Origin of the sequence: Arthrobacter sp. Y81, from assembly GCF_002929335.1 — a bacterium.
In the GTDB taxonomy this organism is placed as follows: Bacteria; Actinomycetota; Actinomycetes; order Actinomycetales; family Micrococcaceae; genus Arthrobacter.
The window spans coordinates 88,075-110,987 of record NZ_PJIL01000006.1 but is presented as its reverse complement, the minus strand read 5'-3'; the positions used below and the strand labels follow the sequence as shown (position 1 = coordinate 110,987).

Genomic DNA, 22,913 nt, shown 5'->3' with positions numbered 1-22,913 from the left:
AGCCATGACTGAAAGCCATGTGGTGTGGTTCGACGAGATCGGGATGGAGCATGTTCCCCAGGTGGGCGGCAAGAACGCGTCTCTGGGGGAGATGACGCGCTCGCTCAAGTCCCGCGGAGTGCGGGTGCCGGACGGCTTCGCCACCACGGCGGCCGCCTACCGCACGTTCATCGAGGCCAACGGCATTGACGCCGCCATGCGCGCCCGGATCGCGGAGTACCGGGCCGGCGAGACGTCGCTGCGGGCGGCCGGCGAGGCCATCCGGGAGCTGTTCCTGGACAGCGAATTCCCGGAAGGCATCGCCGAGTCCATCCGCAGCCACTACCGCACGCTCGCCGAACGGGCGGGACTGGACCGGCTCTCCGTTGCCGTCCGCAGCAGTGCCACGGCTGAGGACCTCCCGGACGCCAGCTTCGCCGGGCAGCAGGAGACGTTCCTGAACATTTCCGGTGAACGCGAACTCCTGGACGCCTGCCGGCGCTGCTACGCATCGCTCTTCACGGACCGCGCCATCAGCTACCGGGAGGTCAAGGGATTCGACCACCTGGACGTGGCACTTTCCATCGGGGTGCAGCGGATGGTGAGGTCCGACGTCGGTGCCTCCGGTGTGATGTTTTCCATCGACACCGATTCCGGCTTCCCCCGCGCGGCCGTGATCAGCGCCGCCTGGGGGCTCGGCGAAACCGTGGTCCAGGGCAGCATCAACCCGGACAAATACGTGGTGTTCAAGCCGCTCCTGGCGGACAAGGGCCTGGCCCCGATCATCGAGAAGACCCTCGGCTCCAAAGCCCGCAAAATGGTCTACAGCCGGGGCGGCCACGCGCGGACCCGGACGGTGGAAACGTCCATGGAGGAGCGGAGCTCGTTCGTGCTGGGCGACGCCGAAATCCTGGACCTGGCGCGCTGGGCGGTGACGGTGGAGGACCACTACGGCCGCCCCATGGACATGGAGTGGGCCCGCGACGGCGCCACCGGCGAGCTGTTCATGGTGCAGGCCCGGCCCGAAACCGTGCAGGCGCTCAAGAGCGGGACGCGCTTCACCATCCACCACCTCCGCGGCACGGGCAAAGTCCTGGCCTCCGGCGCAGCGATCGGGGATTCGATCGCGCAGGGCACGGCGTGCGTCATCAGGAGCACCCGGGACATCGACGCCTTCCGCGACGGCGCCATCCTGGTCACCGAGATGACGGATCCGGACTGGGTCCCGGTCATGAAACGGGCCGCAGGGATCGTCACCGACCACGGCGGGACCACCAGCCACGCGGCCATCGTGAGCCGGGAACTGGGCGTTCCCGCCGTCGTCGGAACCGGGAACGGAACCAGCGTTCTGGGCGAAGGCCAGGCCGTGACACTGAGTTGCGCGGAAGGGGACCAGGGCCGGGTGTACGAGGGCACGGTCCCGTTCGACACCGAGGACGTGGACCTGGGCGCCCTGCCCGCCACCCGCACGGCCATGATGGTGAACATCGCCAGCCCGGGAGCCGCGTTCCAGTGGTGGCGGCTGCCCGCGGCCGGGGTGGGCCTGGCCCGGATGGAATTCATCATCAGCAACCTGATCCGGGTCCATCCGATGGCGCTGGTTCATCCGGAAAGGGTCACGGACGCAGACGAGGCCCGGCAGATCAAGGAGCTGACCAGCGGCTACGCGGACCCGCGGGAGTACTTCGTGGAGGCGCTGGCGCTGGGCATCGCCAAGATCGCCGCACCGTACCACCCGCACCCGGTGATCGTCAGGCTCAGCGATTTCAAGACCAACGAGTATGCGCACCTGATCGGCGGAGGCTTCTTCGAACAGCCTGAAGAGAACCCCATGCTGGGCTTCCGCGGCGCGTCGCGCTACTACGACGAGCGCTACCGGGAGGGTTTCGCGCTGGAGTGCGCCGCCCTCAAACGGGTGCGGGAAACCATCGGCTTCAGCAACGTCATTGTTATGATCCCGTTCTGCCGCACCCCGGACGAAGCCGACCGCGTGCTGGCCGTCATGGCGGCGAACGGCCTGGTGCGCGGCGAAAACGGCCTGCAGGTGTACATGATGTGCGAGGTCCCCTCCAATGTGGTGCTGGCCGAGAAGTTCGCCCCCAAGTTCGACGGCTTCTCCATCGGCTCCAACGACCTTACGCAGCTGGTCCTGGGCGTGGACCGGGATTCCGAGCAGCTGGCCGCCTTGTTCGACGAACGCGACGAGGCCGTCACGGCCATGATCAGCGAAGCCATCCGCAAGGCGCACGCGGCGGGAATAAAGATTGGAATCTGCGGCCAGGGGCCGAGCAACCATCCGGACTTCGCGGCCTTCCTGGTGGGCCAAGGCATCGATTCCATCTCGCTCAACCCGGACAGCTACCTCAAGACCGTGCGGGTGATCGCGGACGTGGAGGGCTCCTCCTGACCTGCGGGCGGTGCCGTGTGCCGGCCCGGGCTCAGGGAACGCAGCGCATTGAGGATGGTGGCCAGGTCCACGAGCTCCTGAGACAGTGCGCCGGCGATGGCCGGCACGTAGCCCGCCGCCGCCGCGACCATGAGCCCCACGCTCAGCACGATGCCGATCCAGATGCTTTGCATCGCCACCCGGACGGTGCGCTGCCCGATCCGCACCGCCTGCGCCGCCTTGGACAGGTCGTCAAGGATGATCACGACGTCGGCAGACTCGCCCGCCGCGGTGGAACCGCGTGCACCCATGGCGATTCCGACGTCCGCCACCGCCAGGACGGGGGCGTCGTTGACGCCGTCGCCCACCATCATCACGGGACGGCGCTTCAGGGACCTCACCGCCTCCACCTTGTCCGGCGGCAGGCATTCGGCACGGACGTCCGTGAGCCCCACTTCAGCCGCGATGTGCCTGGCCGTGGCGAGGGCGTCGCCGGTCAGCATCACCGTTTCGGTGACACCGAGCGCCGACAGCTCAGCCAATGTCCGGCGGGCTTCGGCGCGCAGGGGGTCGCTCATGACCAGGGCTCCGACGTATACTCCGCCGACTCCGACGTAGATGGCCAGCTGGCCGCTGTGCAGGTCCGTTTCCACTACGCCGGGCGCATATTCGGCCACGAAGGAGGGCTTGCCCACCACCACTTCCAGCCCGTCGAACACGGCGCGGACCCCGTGCGTCGCATGCTCCAGCGCCTCACTGGCCGTCTCGAAGCGGAGGTCGCGGGAGGTGGCGGCCTCCATCACGGAAGCAGCCAGGACATGGGAGGAGTACTGCTCCGCAGAGCCCGCAAGCCGTAGCAGTTCGTCCTGGCCCATGGCATCCGTTGTCACGACGGCCACCAGCGAGGGCCGTCCATAGGTGAGCGTCCCGGTCTTGTCGAAGGCCGCGGTGCGCACCTTGCCGAGCTGCTCCAGGACCCCCGCGTATTTGACGATGATGCCGGACTTGGCCGCCTGGCTCATGCCGCCCAGGAACGCCACCGGTGCGGCGATGAGCAGCGGGCAGGGGGTGGCCACCACCAGGACTTCGGCGAAACGGGTGGGACTGCCGCTGACGATCCAGGCGATGGCGCCCAGCGCGTAGGCGAAGGCGGTGAAGGGGATGGCGTAGCGGTCGGCCAGGCGCACCATGGGGGCGCGGCTCTCCGAGGCCTCCTTTACGAGCGCCACGATCCGGCTGTACTGCGAATCCTCCAGCACGGCAGTGACGCGTATCCGGACGGCGGCTTCGCCGTTGACGGTGCCGCTCATGATGCCCTCGCCGGCCGAGCGTTCTACCGGCAGGCTTTCACCGGTGAGGGACGATTCGTCGAACGTGCCGGCATCGGAAAGCAGCACGCCGTCCAGCGGCACCACCTCGCCGGGTTTGACCAGCAGGATGTCGCCCACCCGGACGTCCGTGGCGGCAACGTCTTCGTGGGCACCGTTATCCCCGCCGCCGTTGGGGATACCCCCACTAGTGGCAGTACCGTTCGGGACAGCATTAGTGTCGGCGCCGTTAGTAACTGCGCCGTTAGTAACTGCGCCGGTCCGCTCCCGGTGGGCGGTCTGCGGTACGCGCTCCAGCAGGGCGCTGAGTTCGCCCTTCGCCCGGCCGGCCGCGTAGTCCTCGAGCGCGGTGCCGCCGGCCAGCATGAGCACGATGATCATGGACGCAATGAACTCGCCCACCAGCACCGTGCTGACAATCGCCGTCACGGCCAGGATGTCGATGCCCCAGTGCCCGGTGCGCAGCCTTCGAACCATTCCGACGGACAGGTACGCCGCCACTGCGAGGGCATAGCCGCTCGCCGCAAGCTTCGCGATCGCCGGCTGGCCGGACATGAGCAGAACGGCGACAGCCATAAGGGCCAGTACCGTCCCCATTACGAGCGGATACCGGAGCGCAAGTTTCACAGGCAGACCCGCCTCCATCTGGTTAGCTGGCACGCTGGTTAGTTAATGCTCTTGGGCACCCCGGCAGGGCACACCTATGGCTAACACTCCATTCAACCCGGGCTGCGGAGCTAGGGGAATAGGTCCCTGATATGCCGCGGGCCTCAGGCTCGGGCCTTTCAGCCCTTGCAGGGGCCGCGCCGCTGCTGTCATGGTTGAACATGGCAGGGGAGCCCTTTGATGAACCGGGCAAGCGTGATCCGCGCAAACGCCGCCAACTGGCGGCGGCGACCCTCGTGGCGGCTGCAGCCATCACCGCTGTTGTCCTGGCCGTGGTCCTGGCCGGTGCGCCGCGCGAAGCGGACCCGCAAAGCGGCCAGCCGACGCAAACCCGGTTGTCCCCCGCCACCTCCGCTTCGCCGCCTTCGACGTCGGCAGTACCGGCACCGTCAGAAAGCCAGCCCTCCGCGGCCCCTGGAACACCGGGCGAGGCGACCGGCCCGGCTCCTGTTGCACCCGGCCCCACGCCGCCGCCGGAAACCCTGCCCGCTCCGCAGGACCCTCCGCCGGCTGCCCCGTTTCCTGTTGGCCTGGCCGGCAAGGACGTGGAGGCGGTTCCCGGCGCCGGGCCGTCCGTTGCCCTGACGTTCGATGCCGGCGCCAACTCGGCGGCCCTCCCCTCGATCCTGCAGACCCTTGCGGGCGCCGGAGTCCACGGGACGTTTTTCCTGACCGGCGCGTGGGCCTCGGCCAATCCTGCCGGGGTGGCTGCCATCGTGGCCGGCGGCCACCGTGTGGGCAACCACTCCCAGAACCACCCGGATTTCACCGGCCTGCCGGACACCGGGATCGGGGACCAGGTCCGTGGGGCGGAGCAGGCAATCATGGCCGCCGGAGCTGATCCCCGTCCGCTCTTCCGGTTCCCGTTCGGTGCCCGTGACGCGCGCACCATCGCTGCCGTGAACAACCTCGGCTATGTCCCGGTGCGTTGGTCCGTTGACACGCTCGGCTGGAAAGGAACCAGCGGCGGCGTCACGGCGCAGCAAGTGGCGGACCGTGCACTGTCCGCCCTGCAGCCCGGCGAAATCGTGCTGATGCACATCGGCTCCAACCCGGACGACGGCTCAACCCTGGACGGTGACGCCCTGCCCCAGATGATCGAGAGGATGCGCCAGGCCGGCTACGGCTTCGTCACGCTGGACCGCCTGCTCGCAGGATAGCCAGCCGGATAGCCCGCAGGACAGCCGGCCGCAAGACGGGTCCAATGTCACTGGGCAGGCCGGGCCAACGCTGGTAGGACTGAGCCATGACTGAGTCGCCGACCGCTGCCGCCGCGCTGGCTCCGGTTGACGCCGTGGTCTTCGACCTTGACGGCGTAGTCACGGACACTGCGGAACTGCACGCCGCCGCATGGAAGGAACTGTTCGACGCCGTCCTCCAGGACCCCCGGATTCCGCAGTCCGCCCGGCGCGATCCTTTCACGGACGCCGACTACCTACGCTATGTGGACGGCCGCACCAGGGAAGACGGAGTGGCGGCTTTCCTGCACTCGCGCGGGGTGACACTGCCGGCAGGCGGGCCCGCGGATGGCCCGGCAGAGTGGACAGCGGTGGGGCTGGGGGCACGCAAGAACAGGATTTTCGAAAAACTGCTGGGCCGCAGGCCTGTCCCCGTTTTCCCCGGGACACAGGCCCTGCTGGAACGGCTCAGGGCAGGGAAGGTACCGGTGGCGCTCGCGACTGCCAGCCGGAACGCCCGCGCGGTGCTGGCAGCCGCGGGCCTCGAGGACGCCTTCGACGTCGTAGTCGACGGGAACACCGCGGCGCAGCTGGGACTCGCCGGCAAACCCGACCCGGCCCTGTTCCTCCACGCCATCACGGAACTCGAGGTGGAGCCGGAACGGGCGGTGGTCATCGAGGATGCCGTGGCCGGCGTGGCGGCGGGCCGCCGCGGCGGCTTCGGCCTGGTGGTGGGAATTGACCGGGCCGGGCACCGGGCCGAGCTGGAAGCCGCGGGCGCCGACGTCGTCCTTGAAGACGTCAGTGAACTGGACCTCGGCCTGGTCATCGCGGACCCTTGGCAACTGGTCTATGAGGGATTCGACCCCGCGCACGAAGGCCATCGGGAGGCCCTGACCACGCTGGGTAACGGCTACATGGCCACGCGTGGGGCGGCCCCTGAACACCGCAAGGACGGTGTGCACTATCCGGGCACCTACCTGGCCGGTGTCTACAACCGGCTCACCAGTGTGATCGAGGGGCAGGAGACCGAGGACGAGCACATGGTCAACATGCCGGACTGGTTGCCGCTGGACCTGTGCGTGAAGGGCGGCCGGTGGTGGTCCGACGGCGGTTTACGGCTCCGCAGCGAGCGGCGCACCCTGGACCTGAAGCGCGCCCTGCTGACGCGGGAAGCGGTGCTGGAAGACGACGCCGGGCGGAAACTTAATGTGGTGCAGCGTCGGCTGGTTTCCATGGCGGAACCGCACCTCGCTGCGCTCGAGATGACGCTGACCGCCATCGGGTGGGACGGCCAGGTCAGCATCCGCAGCGGCTGTGACACGGACATCACCAACTCGAACGTGCCGGTGGAAGCCCTCCTGTCCAACCGGCACCTGGCCGGTGTCACGGTCTCCGGGGCCGACGACGGGCCAGGAGCCGCCACCCAGGTGGTCCTGGTCCGGACGAGCCAGAGCAGGATCGGCATCGCACTGGCGATTCGGACCGAAGTGCCCGCCAGCCTGCATCCGGCGCGGCCCGAAGAGCTTGGCGGACTGTTCGTGCACCGCTTTGACGTGGCGCTGCGGCGCGGCGAACCGGCAACTGTCACCAAAACCGTCGCAGTGGTGACATCCCGCGACCATGCCATTTCCTCCCCCCGGACCGCCGCCCTTAGTGTCCTGAACCGCGCCAGGGGCGGCTTCGGGGTGCTGCTGGCCAGTCACGAGACGGCATGGATGGGACTGCTCACGCCCTTCATCATCGAGTTCGACGCGTCCACCCAGGCCGAGCTGATCATGAATCTGCACGTCTTCCACCTCCTCCAGACCATTTCCGCGCACACCGCCGAGCTGGATGCCGGTGTCCCCGCCCGCGGCCTGCACGGCGAAGGCTACCGGGGCCACATCTTCTGGGATGAACTCTTCGTACTGCCCCTCCTGACCTCCCGGCTTCCCGCCGTGACGCGGGCGCTCCTTGACTACCGGTGGCGCAGGCTGGGGACTGCCCGGGATGCGGCCCGGGAGGCCGGGCTCAAGGGAGCCCTGATTCCGTGGCAAAGCGGCAGCGACGGCCGGGAGGAAACGCCCAAACTGCTGTTCAACTCACGCTCCGGCCGCTGGATGCCGGACTACTCCCACCTGCAACGCCACTCGGGGCTCACAGTGGCTTACAACGCCTGGCAATATTTCGAAGCCACCCAGGACCGGGCCTGGCTGACGCACCACGGTGCGGAGATCATTGTGGAGGTGGCCCGGTTGTTCGTGTCTATGGCCGAGCACGACCCCGCCGAAGACAGGTTCCATATCCGGGCTGTCGTCGGTCCCGACGAGTACCACACCGGCTACCCCGACAACCCCGGTGGCGGCCTGGACGACAACGCCTACACCAATGTCATGGCGGCCTGGGTATGCGACCAGGCGGTGTGGATCATGAGCTCCGTGCGCGGCTTCGACATGGACGATTTCCGGAAACGCCTGCGAGTCACGGACAGCGAAATCGACGGCTGGACGCGGCTCGCACGCAGGGTGTTTGTGCCGTTTCACGCCGACGGCGTCATCAGCCAGTTCGCCGGGTATGAAAATCTCCGGGAGCTGGACTGGGAGCATTACCGCCGCACGTACCGGAACGTTGAGCGACTGGACCTCATCCTCGAAGCCGAGGGCACCAGCGCCAACCACTACCGGCTGGCCAAACAAGCGGATGTCCTGATGTTGCTCTACGTCCTCGGCGAAGACCAGCTCATCGCCTTCCTGGACCGGCTCGGATACGCGGTGACAGCCGGGCAGATCGCCAGGACCGTTGACTTCTACCTGGCCCGGACCGCGCACGGATCCACCCTGAGCAGGGTGGCGCACGCCTCGGTGCTCGCCCAGATCGATCCGGAACGGGCGTGGGACACGTTCCGCGAGGCCCTCGACGCCGATCTGGATGATACCCAGGGCGGCACCACCCGTGCGGGCATCCACCTGGGCGCCATGGCCGGATCCATCGACGTGGTCCAGCGCAGTTTCGCCGGTTTGCGCATCACGAGGGACGCCTTGGATTTCTCGCCCAGCCTCCCCAAGGAACTCCGCAGGGTCACGTTCAACGTGCGGTACCGGGACCAGCTGCTGTTGGTGTCCCTGGAAGAGGGCCGGCTGCGGGTTACCGCGACCCCCGGGGACGCCTCCCCGGTGCTGGTCCGGCTGGGGACCCAAGAGGTCCTGCTCCACGCCGGGCAGGATCACGAATTCCGGCTCGGCAGCGGAACCTAGGGCCCGAAACCGGACCGCCGGCGCCCAAGCCAAACACCGTCTAAGCCCAACAGCGCGTAAGCCATGGCGCGATTAGGCCATATGCAGGACCGCAGCTCCGGTGATGCGGTCCTCCGCGAGGTCCTGGAGGGCCTGCCCTGCCGCCTCCATACGGTAGGGCACGGTGGTGGGGCGGAGCGGAATTTCCGCTGCGACGCGGAGGAACTCTTCGCCGTCGGTCCTGGTATTTGCGGTGACGCTGCGCAGCTGGCGTTCCTGGAACAGCTCGGACCCGTAGTGCAGCGGCGGAATGTCGCTCAGGTGGATTCCTGCCACGGCCAGCGTGCCCCCGCGGTCCAGGGCGCGCAGCGCCTGCGGCACCAGCCAGCCTGTCGGCGCGAACAGGATGGCCGAATCGAGCGGCACGGGAGGTTCGTCGTCGGCGTCTCCGGCGAAAACTGCCCCGAGCTCCAGGGCCAGGTGGCGGGCCTCCTTCGAACGGGTCATGACGTACACGCTGGCTCCGCGGTGGATGGCCACCTGGGCGGCCAGGTGCGCCGAGCCGCCGAAGCCGTAGATGCCGAGGCGGCCGCCGTCCGGAACCTCGGCCCGGTTCAACGCCCGGTAGCCGATGATGCCCGCGCAGAGCAGCGGCGCGGCCTGCTCGTCCGAAAAAGCTTCCGGTATCCGGTAGGCATAGTCCTCATTGACCGTCACACGGTCCGCGTAGCCGCCGTCCCGGTCCCACCCTGTGAAAATGGGTGACAGGCAGAGGTTCTCCTCCGAGCGTTGGCAGAAGCGGCAGCGGCCGCAGGTGCCGCCCAGCCAGGCCACCCCCACGCGTTCCCCGATCCGGAACCTCGCGGCGCCGTCGCCGAGCGCCGCCACTTCCCCCACTACTTCATGGCCGGGAATAATCCCTGGCAGGCGGGGCGGGAGGTCGCCTTCGGCCAGGTGGAGGTCCGTGCGGCACACTCCGCATACGCGCACGGAAAGCAGGACCTCGCCTGGCCCGGGGCTGGGATCGGGGTGGTCGCCGAACACCAGCGGATGCCCGGCCACGGGACCCGGTTTGCCCACCCACCAAGCACGCACGGCACACTTCCTGTTCTGTTTCGTGTTCTCTGGCGGATCCGGGGAGCAACCAGTTATCCCTGAACGCGCCTCACCGCGTGATCAGCACATTGCAAAGGGCCCGCTCCAACGCTGAGGACACCGTGCTTCCCGGGTGGCCCTCCCGGTGATGCGCTCCCAGTACCAGGACGTCGGCCTGGGCGGCAGCGGCCAGGAGTTCCTTTGAGACCGGGTGCCTCTCCAGCAGGATGCCCTCCACAGGTATGTCGGGAGCGAGTCCCCGGGCCTGTTCCACTGCATGGTCCAGCAGTTCCTTGCCGTAGAGCGGTGCGTGGCGCCCGTGCGCTGCGTGGCCGTGCTCCCCGGCCACGTGGATCAGCTGCAGAGGTACGTTCAACACCGCTGCCATGCGGGCCGCGTCCGCCACCACGGCCTGGTTCCGGGGTTTTTCGTCGATTCCGGCAGCTATCGGCTGGCCAGGACGGTTCGGGTAGCGGACCACCATCAGGGGGCACGGCGCGTGGACGGCCAGGTCGAGGCAGGCCGAACCGACAAGCTGGCCAAGTAGGCGGCCCATGCCACGGTGGCCGATGGCGAGGACGCTCGCTCCTTCTGCGGCCGGCCGGAGAACCTGGCTGGGAAGGCCCGGCTCGATGACGCCGTCGATGTCCAGCTCGGCGTCGAGGTCGGCCGAAACCGACCGGGCGAGGTCCAGGCCTTCCGCCAGGGTGGCCTCGGCAGCATGGCGCAGGCCACTGCCCGAAATCCCTTTGACGGGGCCCAGATTCTTGGTGAAGACAGGCCATACCCACGCATGGATGACTTTCAGCTTCCGTTTCGTGGCGGCGGCGTATCCGGTGGCCCAGCGGACTGCAAGCTCGGACGGCTCGGACCCGTCGTAGCCCACCACGATGGGGCCGTCCGGATTTCCTGATGTAGCCGGCATGGAACCTCCCCTCCCAGGCGGTGCCGGGGCAATGTCCACTCAGTAGAGTCCGGGCCGGCAGTTTGCGCTAGGGGCTTTGGTCCCGGCTTCAGCCCCGGCGGTCCGGTTCCCGGTGCTCCCGGTCCCGGCCTTCCTGGTCTCGGCGCTCGCGGTCGTGGCGTTCGCGCAGGTCGCGGCCCCGCCGGATGTCCTCTTCCTCCCGGACCTGCAATTTGTCGCTCTGCTTGGTGTCGCGCGGCGGCAGCTGGATGGTCTCCTCGGCTTCGATGCCGGCCTGGAGTTGGCGGCCGCGCTCCATCTCGGCGTCGAACTCGGCGCCGAAGAGCAGGGACATGTTCAGGATCCAGAGCCACAGCAGCATCACAATGACGCCGCCGATCGCACCGTAGGTCTTGTTGTAGCTGCCGAAATTGGCCACGTAGAAACCGAAGCCCAGGGAAGCGAGCACGAAAATCATCAGGGCGATAAAGGAGCCGAGGCTCATCCAGCGGAATTTGGGCTGCTTTACGTTGGGTGTGGCGTAGTAGAGGATGGCGATGACCGCGATGACCAGCAGTACCACCACCGGCCATTTGAGGATGTTCCAGGCAGTCAGGAAGACCCCGCCCAGGCCGATCGCATTTCCCACTGCCTCGGCGACGGGGCCGCTGAGCACCAGCATGGCCGCCGTCAACGCCACAATGATCACGGTGGTGAGGGTGACTGCCAGCATGGCGCCCCGGAGCTTGATGAAGGGGCGGCCTTCGTCCACTTCGTAAATACGGTTCATCGCCCGGCCGAAGGCTCCGACGTAGCCGGAGGCGGACCAGAGTGCGGTCACAATGCCGAGAATCAGGGTGAAGCCGGCGGTGGATGAGCTGGCCAGCTCCTGGATGGGCTGCTTGACGACGTCCATCGCGGCACCGGGTGCAATACCCTGGACGATCTCCAGCATTGCCGCGGTGGTCTTTTCCGCCTGCCCGAAGATGCCGAGCAGCGAAACGAGGGCCAGGAGTGCAGGGAACAAGGAGAGGACGCCGTAGTAGGTCAGGGCGGCGGCAAGGTCTCCGCACTGGTCCTTGGTGAATTCCCGGAAAGTCTTCTTGGCGATGTACTTCCAGGAGGGCTTGGAGACGTCGGTGGGGCTGTCCGGTTTGCGGGAATCGTCCGGGGCCGGGGCCGTCCGCGCCTTCGCCGTGCTGCTTTCATCGGTTTCAGCGTCGGCGTTGGCGCTGGCTGCGTTGGCGGGGTTCTTAGCCATGGGAAATTTCCTCACATCTGCCGGTCAGGCCTGCCCCGCGGAACGGCGGGGCAGGCCTGACGCGTATCGGCGTAGTTACGCCTGCTGGACGTTGTCCTTGGCGTCCGCGGCGCGGTACTTCACGTCGTCCACGGCGGTCTGGCCTTCGGCCTTGACGTGGTCTGTGGCTTCCGCGGCAGTGGCCTTGACGTTTTCCATGGCGTCCTGCGCGGGTGCCTTCAGGCCTTCGGCGATGTCCTTGGCGGCTTCGGTCAGTTCGGTGGTGAGCGGCTCGGCCTTGACTTTGAGCGCCTCGGCGGCTTCACGTTCCTTCTCACTGGCGGGGATCAGCGACGACAACAACATGCCGGCGCTGAACGCGATCAGCCCGGCGGCCAGCGGGTTGCCCTGGGTCCTGGCCTTGACCTGGTGCGGGGCGTCGCCGATCGCCGCGCCGGCGTCGGAGAGGTGCGCGCCGGCGCTGCCGGTGCCTGCTTGGGCCGCTGAATGGACCCGGTCGGTGGTGTGCTCAGCTGCTCCCATGACTTTCTCCTTCACGCCGAACACGGCGTCCTTAACTTTGTCCGTCTGCCGCTGGACTATGTGCGACGGGGTGACCTTGTCCGCCACGGCGTCGACGTTGGTGCCGAGCCGTGCACGGGTTGCTTCGATGTCGGCGCGGATGGCGTCCGGGTTTTCAGTCATCGTCTGTACCTTGCTCTAGTGGCTGGGTTTGAGGGTGGGCGGTATTTCCTGGAGCGTCTCCGCGGTCTGGGGCATGCCCTTGACCGCGTTGAGCTGCTTGCGGCCGACGGCGGCCAGGACTGCGGCGATGACGCCCCAGATCACGGCGAGGACGACGGCGGACCAGCCCAGCCCCATCACCGTCCCCAGCGCCCACCAGAGCGCCAGGGACAGGAACAGGAGCACGAAGTGTCCAGCCACGCCGGCGCCGGCCAGCATTCCGCCGCCTTTGCCCGCACGGGTGGCCGACTGCTTCAGCTCTGCCTTCGCGAGTTCCACCTCCTGGCGCATCAGCGTGGAGATGTCCCGGGTCACGTCGCCGAGCAGGTCACCAAGGGACGTCGTCTCCGCCTTCACGTGTGCGGCCGAGGCTGGTGGTTCCGGAAATTGGTGACTCATCGCTGACCGCCACGGAGGGGATCGTCACGGTACGGATCGTCTTCCGCGAGGTCGCCGGCCGGGGGGAATTCCGGGACGCGGTCGCCGGTCAGCGGATCATCGGCCCACTGGTCCTGCGCCGTTCCTTCGTCAGCCAGCGGGTTGGGCGGGTAGGTGTCCGCCTGGTAGTTGGCGTCGGCAGCGTAGTTGGCGTCCGCCTCGTCCGTGTACGCGCCCGTACCGGCATAAGTTCCGGCACCCACTCCCGCTCCTGCCATGCCCGCCGTGGTGACGTTCGGAGCCGGCATCTGTACCGGCGGGGGCGGAACTGCCATGCCCGTATCGGGAACATAGGAACCGGGGTTGCCGCTACCCGGCACACTGGAAATCGGCGCACGTGCGGCAGGTCCGCCTGCAACACTGCCAGCGGAGTTCGGGGCACCCTCGCTGAGGCTGCGTGTCAGCCGGCCCGCCAGGATTCCCGCGCCGGCGGCCAGCAGCAGGAACGTGCCCGGGCGCTGCCGTGCGAAGGTCTTCACCTCGTTGAGCAGCGAGCCAGGGTCCCTGCCTTCCAGCCACGACGCCACGGAGGCGGACCGGTCGGCTGCCTGACGGATCAGGTCAGTAGCCACGCCGGGCTGCTCGGACGCGTCAGCCATCGTGCGGAGTTCACCGGAAATGGAATGAAGGCCATGGGCTACTTTCTGCTGCTGCGCCCCGGCCTGGTCGGTGAGGTCCGTCTTTGCCTGGTAGAGCAGGTCTTTGGCATTGGCTTTAACCTCTCCTGCCACGTTGGCGGCCTCGGCCTTGGCGGTTTCCGCCACGTGCTGGGCGGAGTCTGTCGCCTGGTGGGCAACATCTCCGGCCTCCTGCTTGGCGGTCTCCGACTTCGACGTTGTGCCTTGAGGGGTCCGGTAGCCGTTTGCTTCCGGCGCCGCCGGGACGGCCGTTTGCTGTGCGACCCCAGCGGTGCCGTAGCTCCCGTCCTGAGGCCATTGGTTCTCCGTCATCTTCGCGCTCTCTTCCAAAAGGTCGGCTGCTGATCAAGAACCAGCAATTACTGGCCTTAAAATAGTAAGCATGATTACTATAAATAGTAAGTACCCTTGCTGTATTACTTTTCGGGGCCAGCTGCGGGGCCGGCGTCCCTAGCAGTCCGCGTGTTACCGGCTGGTGTTATCGGCTGGGCCGGGTTCGTGGATTCAGTGCGGGGGAACCTGCCGTCCCGCGTCCGGTTCCCAGCCCTTCGAGCACTTCGCGCACAGCGTCCAGGGATGAAGTCCGCGGCTCCCAGCCGAGCACTTCGCGGGCGCGTCCGGTGGCCATGATCGGAGCGCCTTCAGCCATGGCGATCCAGCCCGCGTCCGTTGGCTGCAGGCGGAGCCTCCAGCTCAGATCCACGGCCGCGCGGAGGAGGCCGAGGGGAATCGGAAGCCAGCGCCGCGCGTGGAACAGCCTGGCCAGTTCCGGCGGAGTGATTACCGGTTCGGCGGCTACGTTGAACGCGCCGGCGGCGCGGCGGTCGAGGACCCTCCAGTACGCGTCGGCGGCGTCGTCCGCATGCACGGCCTGGAAGGCAAGTTCCGCTGGGAACGGCAGGAGGGGGAGCCTGATTTTGCCCGGCAGCAGCCTGGGGATCAGTGGCCCCAGGAAATACCTGCCGATCTCGCTCCCGGCGTCACCCTGGAAAATGAGCGCTGTGCGCAGCCGCGCGACTGCGGTGGCCGGGTTTTCCGCCTCGAACCGGTCCAGGAGGGCTTCCTGTTCAGCCTTGTGCCTGCTGTAGTGCGATTCCCGGATACCGGTGGCCGGCCAGTCCTCGGTCCTCCGGGGTTCCTTGGCTGAGCTGCTGTAGGCACCCACCGAGGAGGCGCACACCACGTGACCCACGCCGGCCTCCCTTGCGGCCCGGAGGACATTCGCGGTTCCCGTGACGTTGGTGCGGTGAAGTGCCGCCATGTCGTGGTTCGGCTGGAGAATCCACGCGAGGTGCACCACGGCATCCACTCCGGCGAGCGCGGCGCGCAGCCGCCCGCCGTCGTCGTCGGTAATGTCCACCGCGTGCCATTCGACGCCGCCATAAGGCGCCGCCGACTGGTCCGGCAGGCGCCTGCTGATTCCCACGAGTTCAAGCGCGTCCGGCTGCTCCGTGCGCTGTTGCTGGAGGCGCCGCAGCACGGCTGTGCCCACATTTCCGCTCGCGCCAACGATTGCTACCCGCATGCCGGACCACCCTTCCGAGAGCTTCCAAGAGGCAGGAAGCCACCGGCATACCCTCTGGCCAATGGCGTGCCCTGCCTCCTGGTTCCGGTTTAGCGCTAGTGGCCATTGGTTGACAAGCAAGCTGACGGTTTTCCTGTCACCTGCGGGCCGGCTGCGGGCGCCGGTCAACTAGGGTTGAGGCATGAGCAATACGGTGGCTGGCTAAGTGGCGCGTAAGGGCCGGGCTGCCGGCAGGAACGCTGAACGTTCGACGCCGGGAGTGGTGGAAGTGCCGAAGGGAACCCGCCCTGACGGGCCGGTTGAGGGCGTCTACTACATCGACACCGGGGACTGCGAGCTGATCGCGGACCAGGACAATTCAAACGGCTGGCTCCTGCGCATCAACGGCGTGATGAGCTCGCACATCGACCTGGCAGACCCGCTCTTCCTCGACTTCGAGTACATGCGGTGGATGTCCGCGCTGGTGGAATCGCGGTGGCCGCGGGAGACCAGGCCCAAGCTGCGCGCCCTGCACCTTGGCGGCGGAGCATGCTCGCTGGCCCGCTATTTCCACACCGCCTACCCGGAGGCGCGCCAGGTGGTGGTGGAACTGGACGGCAAGCTCGCCGAGTACGTCCGCGGCTGGTTCGACCTGCCCAAGGCGCCGCTGCTGCGGCTGCGCGTCGGGGAAGCGCGCGAGGTCACCGAGTCCCTGACCCCGCAGACCCGCGACCTGATCATCCGCGATGTGTTTGCCGGCGCACTGACGCCCCGGCCGCTGACCACCGCGGAATTCAATGAGCATGCCAGGCGCGTGCTGGCACCCGGCGGCATCTATGTGGTGAACTCCGGCGATGCCCCGGACCTGAAAAACGCCCGCGAGGACGCCGCCGGCATCGTGGCCACGTTCGAACACACGCTTATCATCGCCGATCCCGCCATGCTCAAGGGCCGGCGCTACGGCAACATGGTGATGGCCGGCAGCGACCAGCCGTTCGACGGCGATCCCCGGTTGGCCCGCAGGCTCCTGGGCGGAGGTGTCCCCGCCCACATCTGGGATGACGCGAAGGTGCGCGCCTTTGCTGCCGGCGCGCCCGTCCGCCATGATCCGGCGCCACCGGATTCCGCCTCCGGGGACTAGCCGCCGAGTCCTTTCCCGCAATAATGGCGCAAGGCCGCCGCAACAAAAGTCCCGGCAGGAACAAAGTTGCCTCAAGAAAGGGCTTTCAGGACCACTTTTGTCCCTGTGGGCCCTGCGCCCGCTGTAAGTTTGTGGAAGCTCTCCGCTTTCCCCCAAGACCGGAGGGCAAAGAAGCCCCCGCGCTTGAGTCCCCAGGACTCGCGCGGGGGTTTCTTCATTCTGGCCGGACGCCCCCACCGGGAAGTTCGGCGCCGGACAGGATGTCCGTGGCAATGGTGTGCAGCCTGGTGTCAGTGGCACGTGCCGCCAGGTGCAGGAGCTCCATCGCCTGATCCCGGCTGCAGCGGTTCTGGACCATGATCAGCGAAACGGCTGCGTCGATGACCGCCCTCGATTTGAGGGCCGACCGGAGGTGCTCGGGATAGTTCTCCGGCGGATGGAGGCGCAACGCCAGGCGGAGGATCCGGGAAATGGAGTCCGCGTGCTCCTCGACGGAGGCGATGGTGGCGGCGTCGAACGCGTCGACATCATGGGCGTAACAGTTCAGGGCCGCGGCCGCCCCGTGTTCGGTACCGATGGGTACGGCCAGGACGGAGCGGATCGCTTCTCCCGATACGGCCTCCGCATAGCGATACCACCTGCTGTCCCTTCCCAGGTCCTGGACCAGCACGGTGTGCTGCTGCCGGAGGGCTGTCAGGCACGGGCCGTCGTCGAAGTCATACTGCTTCTCGTCCATCCGCCGCGCATCCTCGCCGCTGCTGGCCACCGTAGCCGGAGTGCCGTTCCGCTCAACGGTGATGGCGCACAGCATCGGATCGCGCCCGCCCAGACGGGAGGCAGTGATGGTGGTCAGTCCCAGAAGGAACTCCGCGAGACCCGGGCTTTCCAGCAACAGGTCCTGCAGTTGTTCGGGGGTCGGAGCGCTGCTGGTGCCGGGATCCATGACGGCCTCGATCCTTCAATGCCCGGTCCCTCGAGACCGGGCGGGGGCCGCGGACTCTCGATCGTCCGCAGCCGTGATGGTGGACGCACACAGATTCGACGCGCTCACACCAGCGAAGGGTCTCCGACATCTCCTACCTTCGACACTACGCCGTATGGCCGTCCGAATATATACCGCCCGGCCGCTGACCATCAGCGCCGGCCCAGGAGGGCTTCGCGGTGCTCCACGGTCTGGTCACGAAGTGCCTGCACCACCGCCGCCACGGCCGGCCTCCGCATGGAGTCCGGACGCAGGACCATCCAGTAGGGGAGCCGCTCGGAGAATGCGTCCGGAAGCAGCCGGACCAGGTCCTGGTGCAGATCGCCCATGAAGCACGGCAGGAAGCCGATGCCAGCGCCGGCGCGCGTAGCCTCCACATGGACAAACACGTTGGTGGAACTCAGACCGTCCTTCATGGCGGGAACAAGCCTGCGAGGGGCGTCGAGGTCATCCACCTGGAGCATGGAGTCCACGAAATACACCAGCGGATGTTCCGTCAGTTCCTCCACCGTGGCAGGGGTCCCGTTTTCGGCCAGATAGGCCTGCGAGGCGTACATGCCCAGCACATACTCGCCCAGTTTGAAGGCCTCGGCGCGGTGCACCTGGGGCTCGCCCACCACCACCTCGATGTCCAGGCCGGACCGTTGCTGCAGGGCCCGCCGGGTCACGGTCACGATCTCCACGCTGAGCCCGGGATGCTTGCGCCGCAGCCGTGCGACGGCAGGCGCGGCGACGTAGGCGCTGAAGCCGTCCGTGGCCGTCATGCGGACCACGCCCGTGATGGGATCCGGCGCACGGCCCGGCTGGCCGAGGCTGCGCACCGCATTTTCCACCTGCTCGGCCACCAGCACGGCCTCCGCCCCGAGTTCCGTCAGCTCCCAGCCGCCGGCCGCCCGAGAGAGGACGCGTCCGCCCAGGGTCTTCTCCAGGGCAGCTATCCGGCGCGACACAGTGGTGTGGTTCAGACCGAGGGCCTGCGCCGCCGTCGTGAATTTGGCTGACCGCGAGACGGCCAGCAGGACCAGCAGGTCATCGGGATTAGTATCCATATCTGCAATTCTGCACACAAGGGGTGCCCGTTTGGCCATTGAATCGCAGAGTTTGTGCGGCAATACTCATTTGAGCCCATTCAGTGCTGTGGATCACAGCACGTGTCGACGTGGACACTAAGGAGAACCAAGATGAGCGTAGAACAACGCTCTGCAACACCCGCCGCTTCCGCCCCAAAGGGCGCCGGCCTCAAGAAAATCGTCGCCGCCTCCATGGTTGGCACCGTAGTGGAATGGTACGAATTCTTCCTCTACGCCACCGCAGCAACCCTGGTGTTCGGAAAGTACTTCTTCCCCGCCACCGGCAATGAGCTGGACGGCATCATCCAGGCCTTCATCACCTACGCCGTGGGCTTCGTGGCCCGCCCGCTCGGCGGCATCGTCTTCGGCCAGATCGGCGACAAGCTCGGCCGCAAGCCCACGCTGCAGCTCACCATCGTGATCATCGGCGTGTCCACCTTCCTGATGGGCTGCCTCCCCGGCTTCGCCGACATCGGCTACCTCGCACCGGCACTGCTGGTATTCCTGCGCTTCATCCAGGGATTCGCGCTGGGCGGCGAATGGGGCGGCGCCGTGCTGCTTGTCGCGGAACACAGCCCCAACAAGTCCCGCGGCTTCTGGTCCAGCTGGCCCCAGTCCGCGGTCCCGGTGGGCAACCTGCTGGCCACCCTGGTCCTGTTCATCATGTCCAACGTCCTGAGCAGCTCCGACTTCCTCAGCTGGGGCTGGCGCGTGGCATTCTGGCTCTCCGCAGTGATCGTATTCGTCGGCTACTACATCCGCACCAACGTCTCCGAGTCGCCCATCTTCCTGGAAGCGAAGGCGCAGCTGGAGCAGGAGCAGGCCGTCAGCTACGGCGTCTTCGAGGTCATCCGCAAGTACCCCAAGGGCATCCTGCAGGCCATGGGCCTCCGGTTCGCCGAAAACATCATGTACTACCTCGTGGTCAGCTTCGCGATCGTTTACCTCAAAAGCGTCCACAAGTACGATACGTCCTCGCTCCTGCTGGCGCTGCTGATCGCCCACGTCATCCACTTCCTGGTCATTCCGCAGGTGGGGCGGCTGGTGGACAGCTGGGGCCGGAAGCCCGTCTACCTCATCGGCGCCATCACCGGTGCAACCTGGCCGTTCTTCGCCTTCCCCATGTTTGATACGAAGAACGCCGTGGTCATCGTCCTCGCCGTGACGATTGGCCTGTGCCTGCACGCGTTCATGTACGCCGGCCAGCCGGCCATCATGGCTGAGCTCTTCCCCACCAGGATGCGCTACGCCGGTGTGTCGCTGGGCTCGCAGGTCACCTCGATCTTCGCCGGTTCGCTGGCACCGCTCCTGGCCACCCAATGGCTCAAGGACACCGGATCATGGATGCCCACCGCTATCTACCTGGTAGTGGCGTGTGCCATCACCACGGTGGCAGTGTTGAGCCTCAAGGAAACCAAGGGCATCGCCCTCGAGGACGTGGACCGGGCCGATGCCGAGCGCGAAGGCCTGGTTGGCGCGGGCGTCCGCTAAGCCAACCGGGTCCCGACTGATGTCACTGGACTGATCCTTGCTGGACTATCGAATTTCTGGAATGTAGGGCTGGAATTATGGAAAACGCTCTGAACGGCCGCAAGGCCCTCGTCACTGGCGGCGCCAGCGGGATCGGCGCTGCGAGCGTCCGAGCACTGGCAGCACGGGGCGCGAAGGTGGTGGTGGCGGATATTGACGAAGCCGGCGCCACGGCCCTGGCCGACGAGGTCGGCGGCACCGCCTGGGCCGTGGACCTGCTGGATGTCGAGGCATTGGGAACCCTCAGCCTGGACTGCGACATCCTGGTCAACAACGCCGGGATCCAGCGCATCAGCCCCATCCAGGACTTCGACCCCGCGGACTTCAGGCGCATCCTCACGCTGATGCTCGAGGCGCCGTTCCTGCTGGTCCGGGCGGCATTGCCCCACATGTATGCCAACGGGTTCGGCCGCATCATCAACCTGTCCTCGGTGCACGGAATCCGTGCCTCCCCGTTCAAAAGCGCGTATGTTTCCGCCAAGCACGGCCTGGAAGGGCTGAGCAAGGTGACGGCGCTTGAGGGCGGGGAGCACGGGGTTACGTCCAACTGCATCAACCCCGGCTACGTCCGCACGCCGCTGGTCGAGGCGCAGATTGCAGACCAGGCCAAGGTCCACGGCATCCCCGAGTCCGAGGTCCTGGCCCGGATCATGCTCACCGAGTCCGCCATCAAGCGGCTGGTGGAGCCGGAGGAAGTCGCCTCGCTGGTCGCCTGGCTCGCCTCGAACGACGCCGGCATGGTCACCGGCGCCAGCTACACCATGGACGGCGGCTGGTCGGCGCGCTAACCGGCTTCCGGTCCGGCGGCTGAAGCAGGGAACCCCCTTGGATCGGGGATGGGCGCGTCCCGAGTTAGTTTTTGGAGCCCGTCAAAGCGAGGGTCCCGCCCAGGGCGATCATCATGGCGCCGCCGGTGGTGCCGAGCGTCGAGATGCGCCTGGGGGAGCGGGCGAACCACTGGCGGGCTGTGCCTGCCACGAGGGCCCAGATGCTGTCGGAGACCAGGGCGATCAGCAGGAAAACCGCCCCCAGGATGGCCAGCTGCAGCGGGATTGCGCCGGAGGTGTATTCCACGAACTGCGGCAGCACGGCCACGAAAAACACGAGTGACTTCGGGTTGGTGGCACCCACAATGAACCCTTCCCGGAGAACCCGGAAAGTGGAGGCGGAACGCGAAGGATCGGCCGCCGTCGTGCTTCTCCCGCGGTGCCTGATGGCCTGGATGCCGAGGAACACGAGGTACGCGGCGCCGGCGAACTTCACGATCGTGAAGAGCAGCACGGACTGCGCCAGCGCAACCCCGACGCCGAGCGCCACCGCAACGATCTGGGGAATCATGCCGAGCGCGTTTCCCAGGACGCTCAGCAGGCCGCCCTTGCGGCCCAAGGCCAGGCTGCGTCCGATCACAAACAGCACGCTGGGCCCGGGAACGGCGATCAGAACGGCGGCGGCCAGGGCAAACGTCAGCAGATTGCTCAGTGGAACCATGCTTGATTCTAGCGCCGCCGGTCTGTCGGATCGGATGCTAGTCCGGCCGCCTCACCTGGCGGTAGTCGTAGTAGACGAACTCGGGAACGAGGTCGGGGTGGGCGTCGGCTGCCGTCCGCAGGCCAAGTGACGTACCGCGGATCACAGCCACCACGCCGAGCCGGCGGCCGTTGAAGGGGTCATCGCCGAGGACAACGTCCCCGATCTTGAACGGCACCGAGGCCGTGCGTACCTTCTCGGCCGCGTCGTTGAGCCAGCAGATCAGGCGGCGCCTGTCGCGGGGGAGGGCGGGCCGGGAGACTCGAAGATCCTTCATCGAAACCACTCCTTTGCAGTGCCTGGACCAGCAGGACTCGCAGGCGGCCCGGATGCTGCGGTAATGGGTTCAAATCGTCCGGTCTGCGCCTGCTGACCACCCTAAAAGCCCAACCCCACGCGTCGCACGCGTAACTCCTACCCCTTCTGTACCGTCCGACACTCGAAATTTTTACCGGACTACTTGGCCCGTTTCGTGACGGGAGGGCAGGTGGCAACCGGGCGGCAGCCTGAGTGACTGCCCGCAAAGACAGGTAGGGCGCACCCGTGCGGGCACGCCGCCGCGGCCCTAGGCTCGGGGACTACGGCCCGCGACGTCGTTAGGGGCGGCTGTGCGAAAAAATTCATCCGGCAGGCAGATTCCCGGGCAGGTGGGAGTTGCCGCTGCCACCGTCGCCATGGTGGCCGTTGTGGTGGGCCTGGCCCAGATCCCCGGCGGAGCCGGGACGGCTGCAGGCGGCGCTGCTCCGCTCACCCCGCCCGCAGCTCAGGCGACAACTGCCGAGGCGCCAGCTGGTCAGCCGCCGGCTGCTGCCGCGCCGGGCTCCCCGGCGCGTTCCAATGGTCAGGAGCCGAACGGTGCGGCGCCGCAGGGTCAGGTGTCGGGCTCCCCGGCGCCGGCTACGGCGGACCCCGCGGCGACCGCTCCGGGGTCGGCCGCCACCCCGACGGTGGGCCAACCGCCGGGCGGCCAGCCGCCGTCGTCCGCTGCCGCACCGCCCGTTGCACCGCCGTCGTCCGGGCAGCCGCCCCCGAGCGAACCGGCCGGCGCCGCCCCCGATGCGCAGGCAGTCCAGCGTGTTACGGACAGCTGCAGCCGCCGCCTGCAGAGCGACGCGGCCAATTCCGGGATTGTCAGTGGAACTGTTGTGCCGCGGCCCTATTCGCTGGTTTCCGTGGAGTATGCCGGAACCCCGCACCGGTCAACGGCGGGTCCCGGCCTGGAGTCCTACGACGTCGAGCTCTCCGTCACCACACAGCCCGTGGACGGGCCGGCCCAGACTGACCGGCGGGTGTGCCGTGTCTATGACTACGATTCGCACGTCGACTGGCTTCCGGCCGGGTGACCCAT

19 protein-coding genes are annotated in these 22,913 nt (G+C 67.4%); 7 read left to right on the top strand and 12 right to left on the bottom strand.

The genetic code is table 11. From position 1 onward, the window contains the following. Nucleotides 1-4 precede the first annotated feature (4 nt). On the top strand, nucleotides 5-2,386 hold the full coding sequence (ppsA, locus tag CXQ91_RS10005) for a phosphoenolpyruvate synthase (protein WP_104173909.1): 2,382 nt from the start codon (nucleotides 5-7) through the stop codon (nucleotides 2,384-2,386). Here the strand turns inward: ppsA and CXQ91_RS10000 are convergent. Beyond that, on the bottom strand, nucleotides 2,338-4,338 hold the full coding sequence (locus CXQ91_RS10000) for a heavy metal translocating P-type ATPase (RefSeq protein ID WP_181038850.1): 2,001 nt from the start codon (nucleotides 4,336-4,338) through the stop codon (nucleotides 2,338-2,340). The two genes, ppsA and CXQ91_RS10000, sit on opposite strands and share 49 nt — an antisense overlap. Before the next feature lie 182 nt (nucleotides 4,339-4,520). Here CXQ91_RS10000 and CXQ91_RS09995 point away from each other — a divergent pair, with 182 nt between their 5' ends. Continuing rightward, a complete protein-coding gene (locus CXQ91_RS09995) occupies nucleotides 4,521-5,519 on the top strand; it encodes a polysaccharide deacetylase family protein (protein WP_104173908.1) in 999 nt (332 codons plus the stop codon). Between the two features lie 86 nt (nucleotides 5,520-5,605). Then, nucleotides 5,606-8,773 (top strand): beta-phosphoglucomutase family hydrolase, encoded by a 3,168-nt coding sequence (locus CXQ91_RS09990; protein ID WP_104173775.1) that lies wholly within the window; start codon nucleotides 5,606-5,608, stop codon nucleotides 8,771-8,773. Between the two features lie 72 nt (nucleotides 8,774-8,845). On the opposite strand, the gene CXQ91_RS09985 is transcribed toward CXQ91_RS09990, so the two are convergent. The 7 genes from CXQ91_RS09985 to CXQ91_RS09955 form a co-directional block, all read right to left on the bottom strand. Next, nucleotides 8,846-9,847: a zinc-dependent alcohol dehydrogenase family protein gene (locus CXQ91_RS09985; RefSeq protein ID WP_104173774.1), complete on the bottom strand. Its 1,002-nt coding sequence runs from the start codon at nucleotides 9,845-9,847 to the stop codon at nucleotides 8,846-8,848. 70 nt (nucleotides 9,848-9,917) lie between these two features. Beyond that, nucleotides 9,918-10,772, bottom strand: a complete 855-nt coding sequence (locus CXQ91_RS09980) for a universal stress protein (protein WP_104173773.1) — start codon at nucleotides 10,770-10,772, stop codon at nucleotides 9,918-9,920. 88 nt (nucleotides 10,773-10,860) lie between these two features. Then, on the bottom strand, nucleotides 10,861-12,012 hold the full coding sequence (locus CXQ91_RS09975; protein ID WP_104173772.1) for a YihY/virulence factor BrkB family protein: 1,152 nt from the start codon (nucleotides 12,010-12,012) through the stop codon (nucleotides 10,861-10,863). Nucleotides 12,013-12,087: 75 nt separating this feature from the next. Next, on the bottom strand, nucleotides 12,088-12,696 hold the full coding sequence (locus CXQ91_RS09970; protein WP_104173771.1) for a DUF3618 domain-containing protein: 609 nt from the start codon (nucleotides 12,694-12,696) through the stop codon (nucleotides 12,088-12,090). Nucleotides 12,697-12,711: 15 nt separating this feature from the next. Then, a complete protein-coding gene (locus CXQ91_RS09965; RefSeq protein WP_104173770.1) occupies nucleotides 12,712-13,134 on the bottom strand; it encodes a phage holin family protein in 423 nt (140 codons plus the stop codon). Beyond that, on the bottom strand, nucleotides 13,131-14,123 hold the full coding sequence (locus CXQ91_RS09960) for a hypothetical protein (protein ID WP_104173769.1): 993 nt from the start codon (nucleotides 14,121-14,123) through the stop codon (nucleotides 13,131-13,133). The genes CXQ91_RS09965 and CXQ91_RS09960 overlap by 4 nt, the downstream gene beginning before the upstream one ends. Before the next feature lie 166 nt (nucleotides 14,124-14,289). Further along, nucleotides 14,290-15,336, bottom strand: coding sequence for an NAD-dependent epimerase/dehydratase family protein (locus tag CXQ91_RS09955; protein ID WP_104173768.1), 1,047 nt, complete (start codon nucleotides 15,334-15,336; stop codon nucleotides 14,290-14,292). Between the two features lie 205 nt (nucleotides 15,337-15,541). Between CXQ91_RS09955 and CXQ91_RS09950 the strand changes: the two genes are divergently transcribed. Next, on the top strand, nucleotides 15,542-16,456 hold the full coding sequence (locus tag CXQ91_RS09950; protein ID WP_104173767.1) for a spermidine synthase: 915 nt from the start codon (nucleotides 15,542-15,544) through the stop codon (nucleotides 16,454-16,456). A 214-nt stretch (nucleotides 16,457-16,670) separates the two neighbouring features. On the opposite strand, the gene CXQ91_RS09945 is transcribed toward CXQ91_RS09950, so the two are convergent. Then, nucleotides 16,671-17,399 (bottom strand): GAF and ANTAR domain-containing protein, encoded by a 729-nt coding sequence (locus CXQ91_RS09945; protein ID WP_104173766.1) that lies wholly within the window; start codon nucleotides 17,397-17,399, stop codon nucleotides 16,671-16,673. A gap of 191 nt (nucleotides 17,400-17,590) precedes the next feature. Further along, nucleotides 17,591-18,487, bottom strand: coding sequence for a LysR family transcriptional regulator (locus CXQ91_RS09940; protein WP_104173765.1), 897 nt, complete (start codon nucleotides 18,485-18,487; stop codon nucleotides 17,591-17,593). Nucleotides 18,488-18,619: 132 nt separating this feature from the next. Here CXQ91_RS09940 and CXQ91_RS09935 point away from each other — a divergent pair, with 132 nt between their 5' ends. Next, nucleotides 18,620-19,999, top strand: coding sequence for an MFS transporter (locus tag CXQ91_RS09935; RefSeq protein ID WP_104173764.1), 1,380 nt, complete (start codon nucleotides 18,620-18,622; stop codon nucleotides 19,997-19,999). A 77-nt stretch (nucleotides 20,000-20,076) separates the two neighbouring features. Further along, the gene (locus CXQ91_RS09930; protein WP_104173763.1) at nucleotides 20,077-20,826 is read left to right on the top strand and encodes a 3-hydroxybutyrate dehydrogenase; all 750 of its coding nucleotides are present in this window, start codon (nucleotides 20,077-20,079) and stop codon (nucleotides 20,824-20,826) included. Between the two features lie 64 nt (nucleotides 20,827-20,890). On the opposite strand, the gene CXQ91_RS09925 is transcribed toward CXQ91_RS09930, so the two are convergent. Further along, nucleotides 20,891-21,526, bottom strand: a complete 636-nt coding sequence (locus tag CXQ91_RS09925) for a LysE family translocator (protein WP_104173762.1) — start codon at nucleotides 21,524-21,526, stop codon at nucleotides 20,891-20,893. A 37-nt stretch (nucleotides 21,527-21,563) separates the two neighbouring features. After that, on the bottom strand, nucleotides 21,564-21,842 hold the full coding sequence (locus CXQ91_RS09920) for a hypothetical protein (RefSeq protein ID WP_104173761.1): 279 nt from the start codon (nucleotides 21,840-21,842) through the stop codon (nucleotides 21,564-21,566). A gap of 331 nt (nucleotides 21,843-22,173) precedes the next feature. Between CXQ91_RS09920 and CXQ91_RS09915 the strand changes: the two genes are divergently transcribed. Continuing rightward, on the top strand, nucleotides 22,174-22,908 hold the full coding sequence (locus CXQ91_RS09915; RefSeq protein WP_146072320.1) for a hypothetical protein: 735 nt from the start codon (nucleotides 22,174-22,176) through the stop codon (nucleotides 22,906-22,908). The last annotated feature ends 5 nt before the right edge of the window (nucleotides 22,909-22,913 follow it).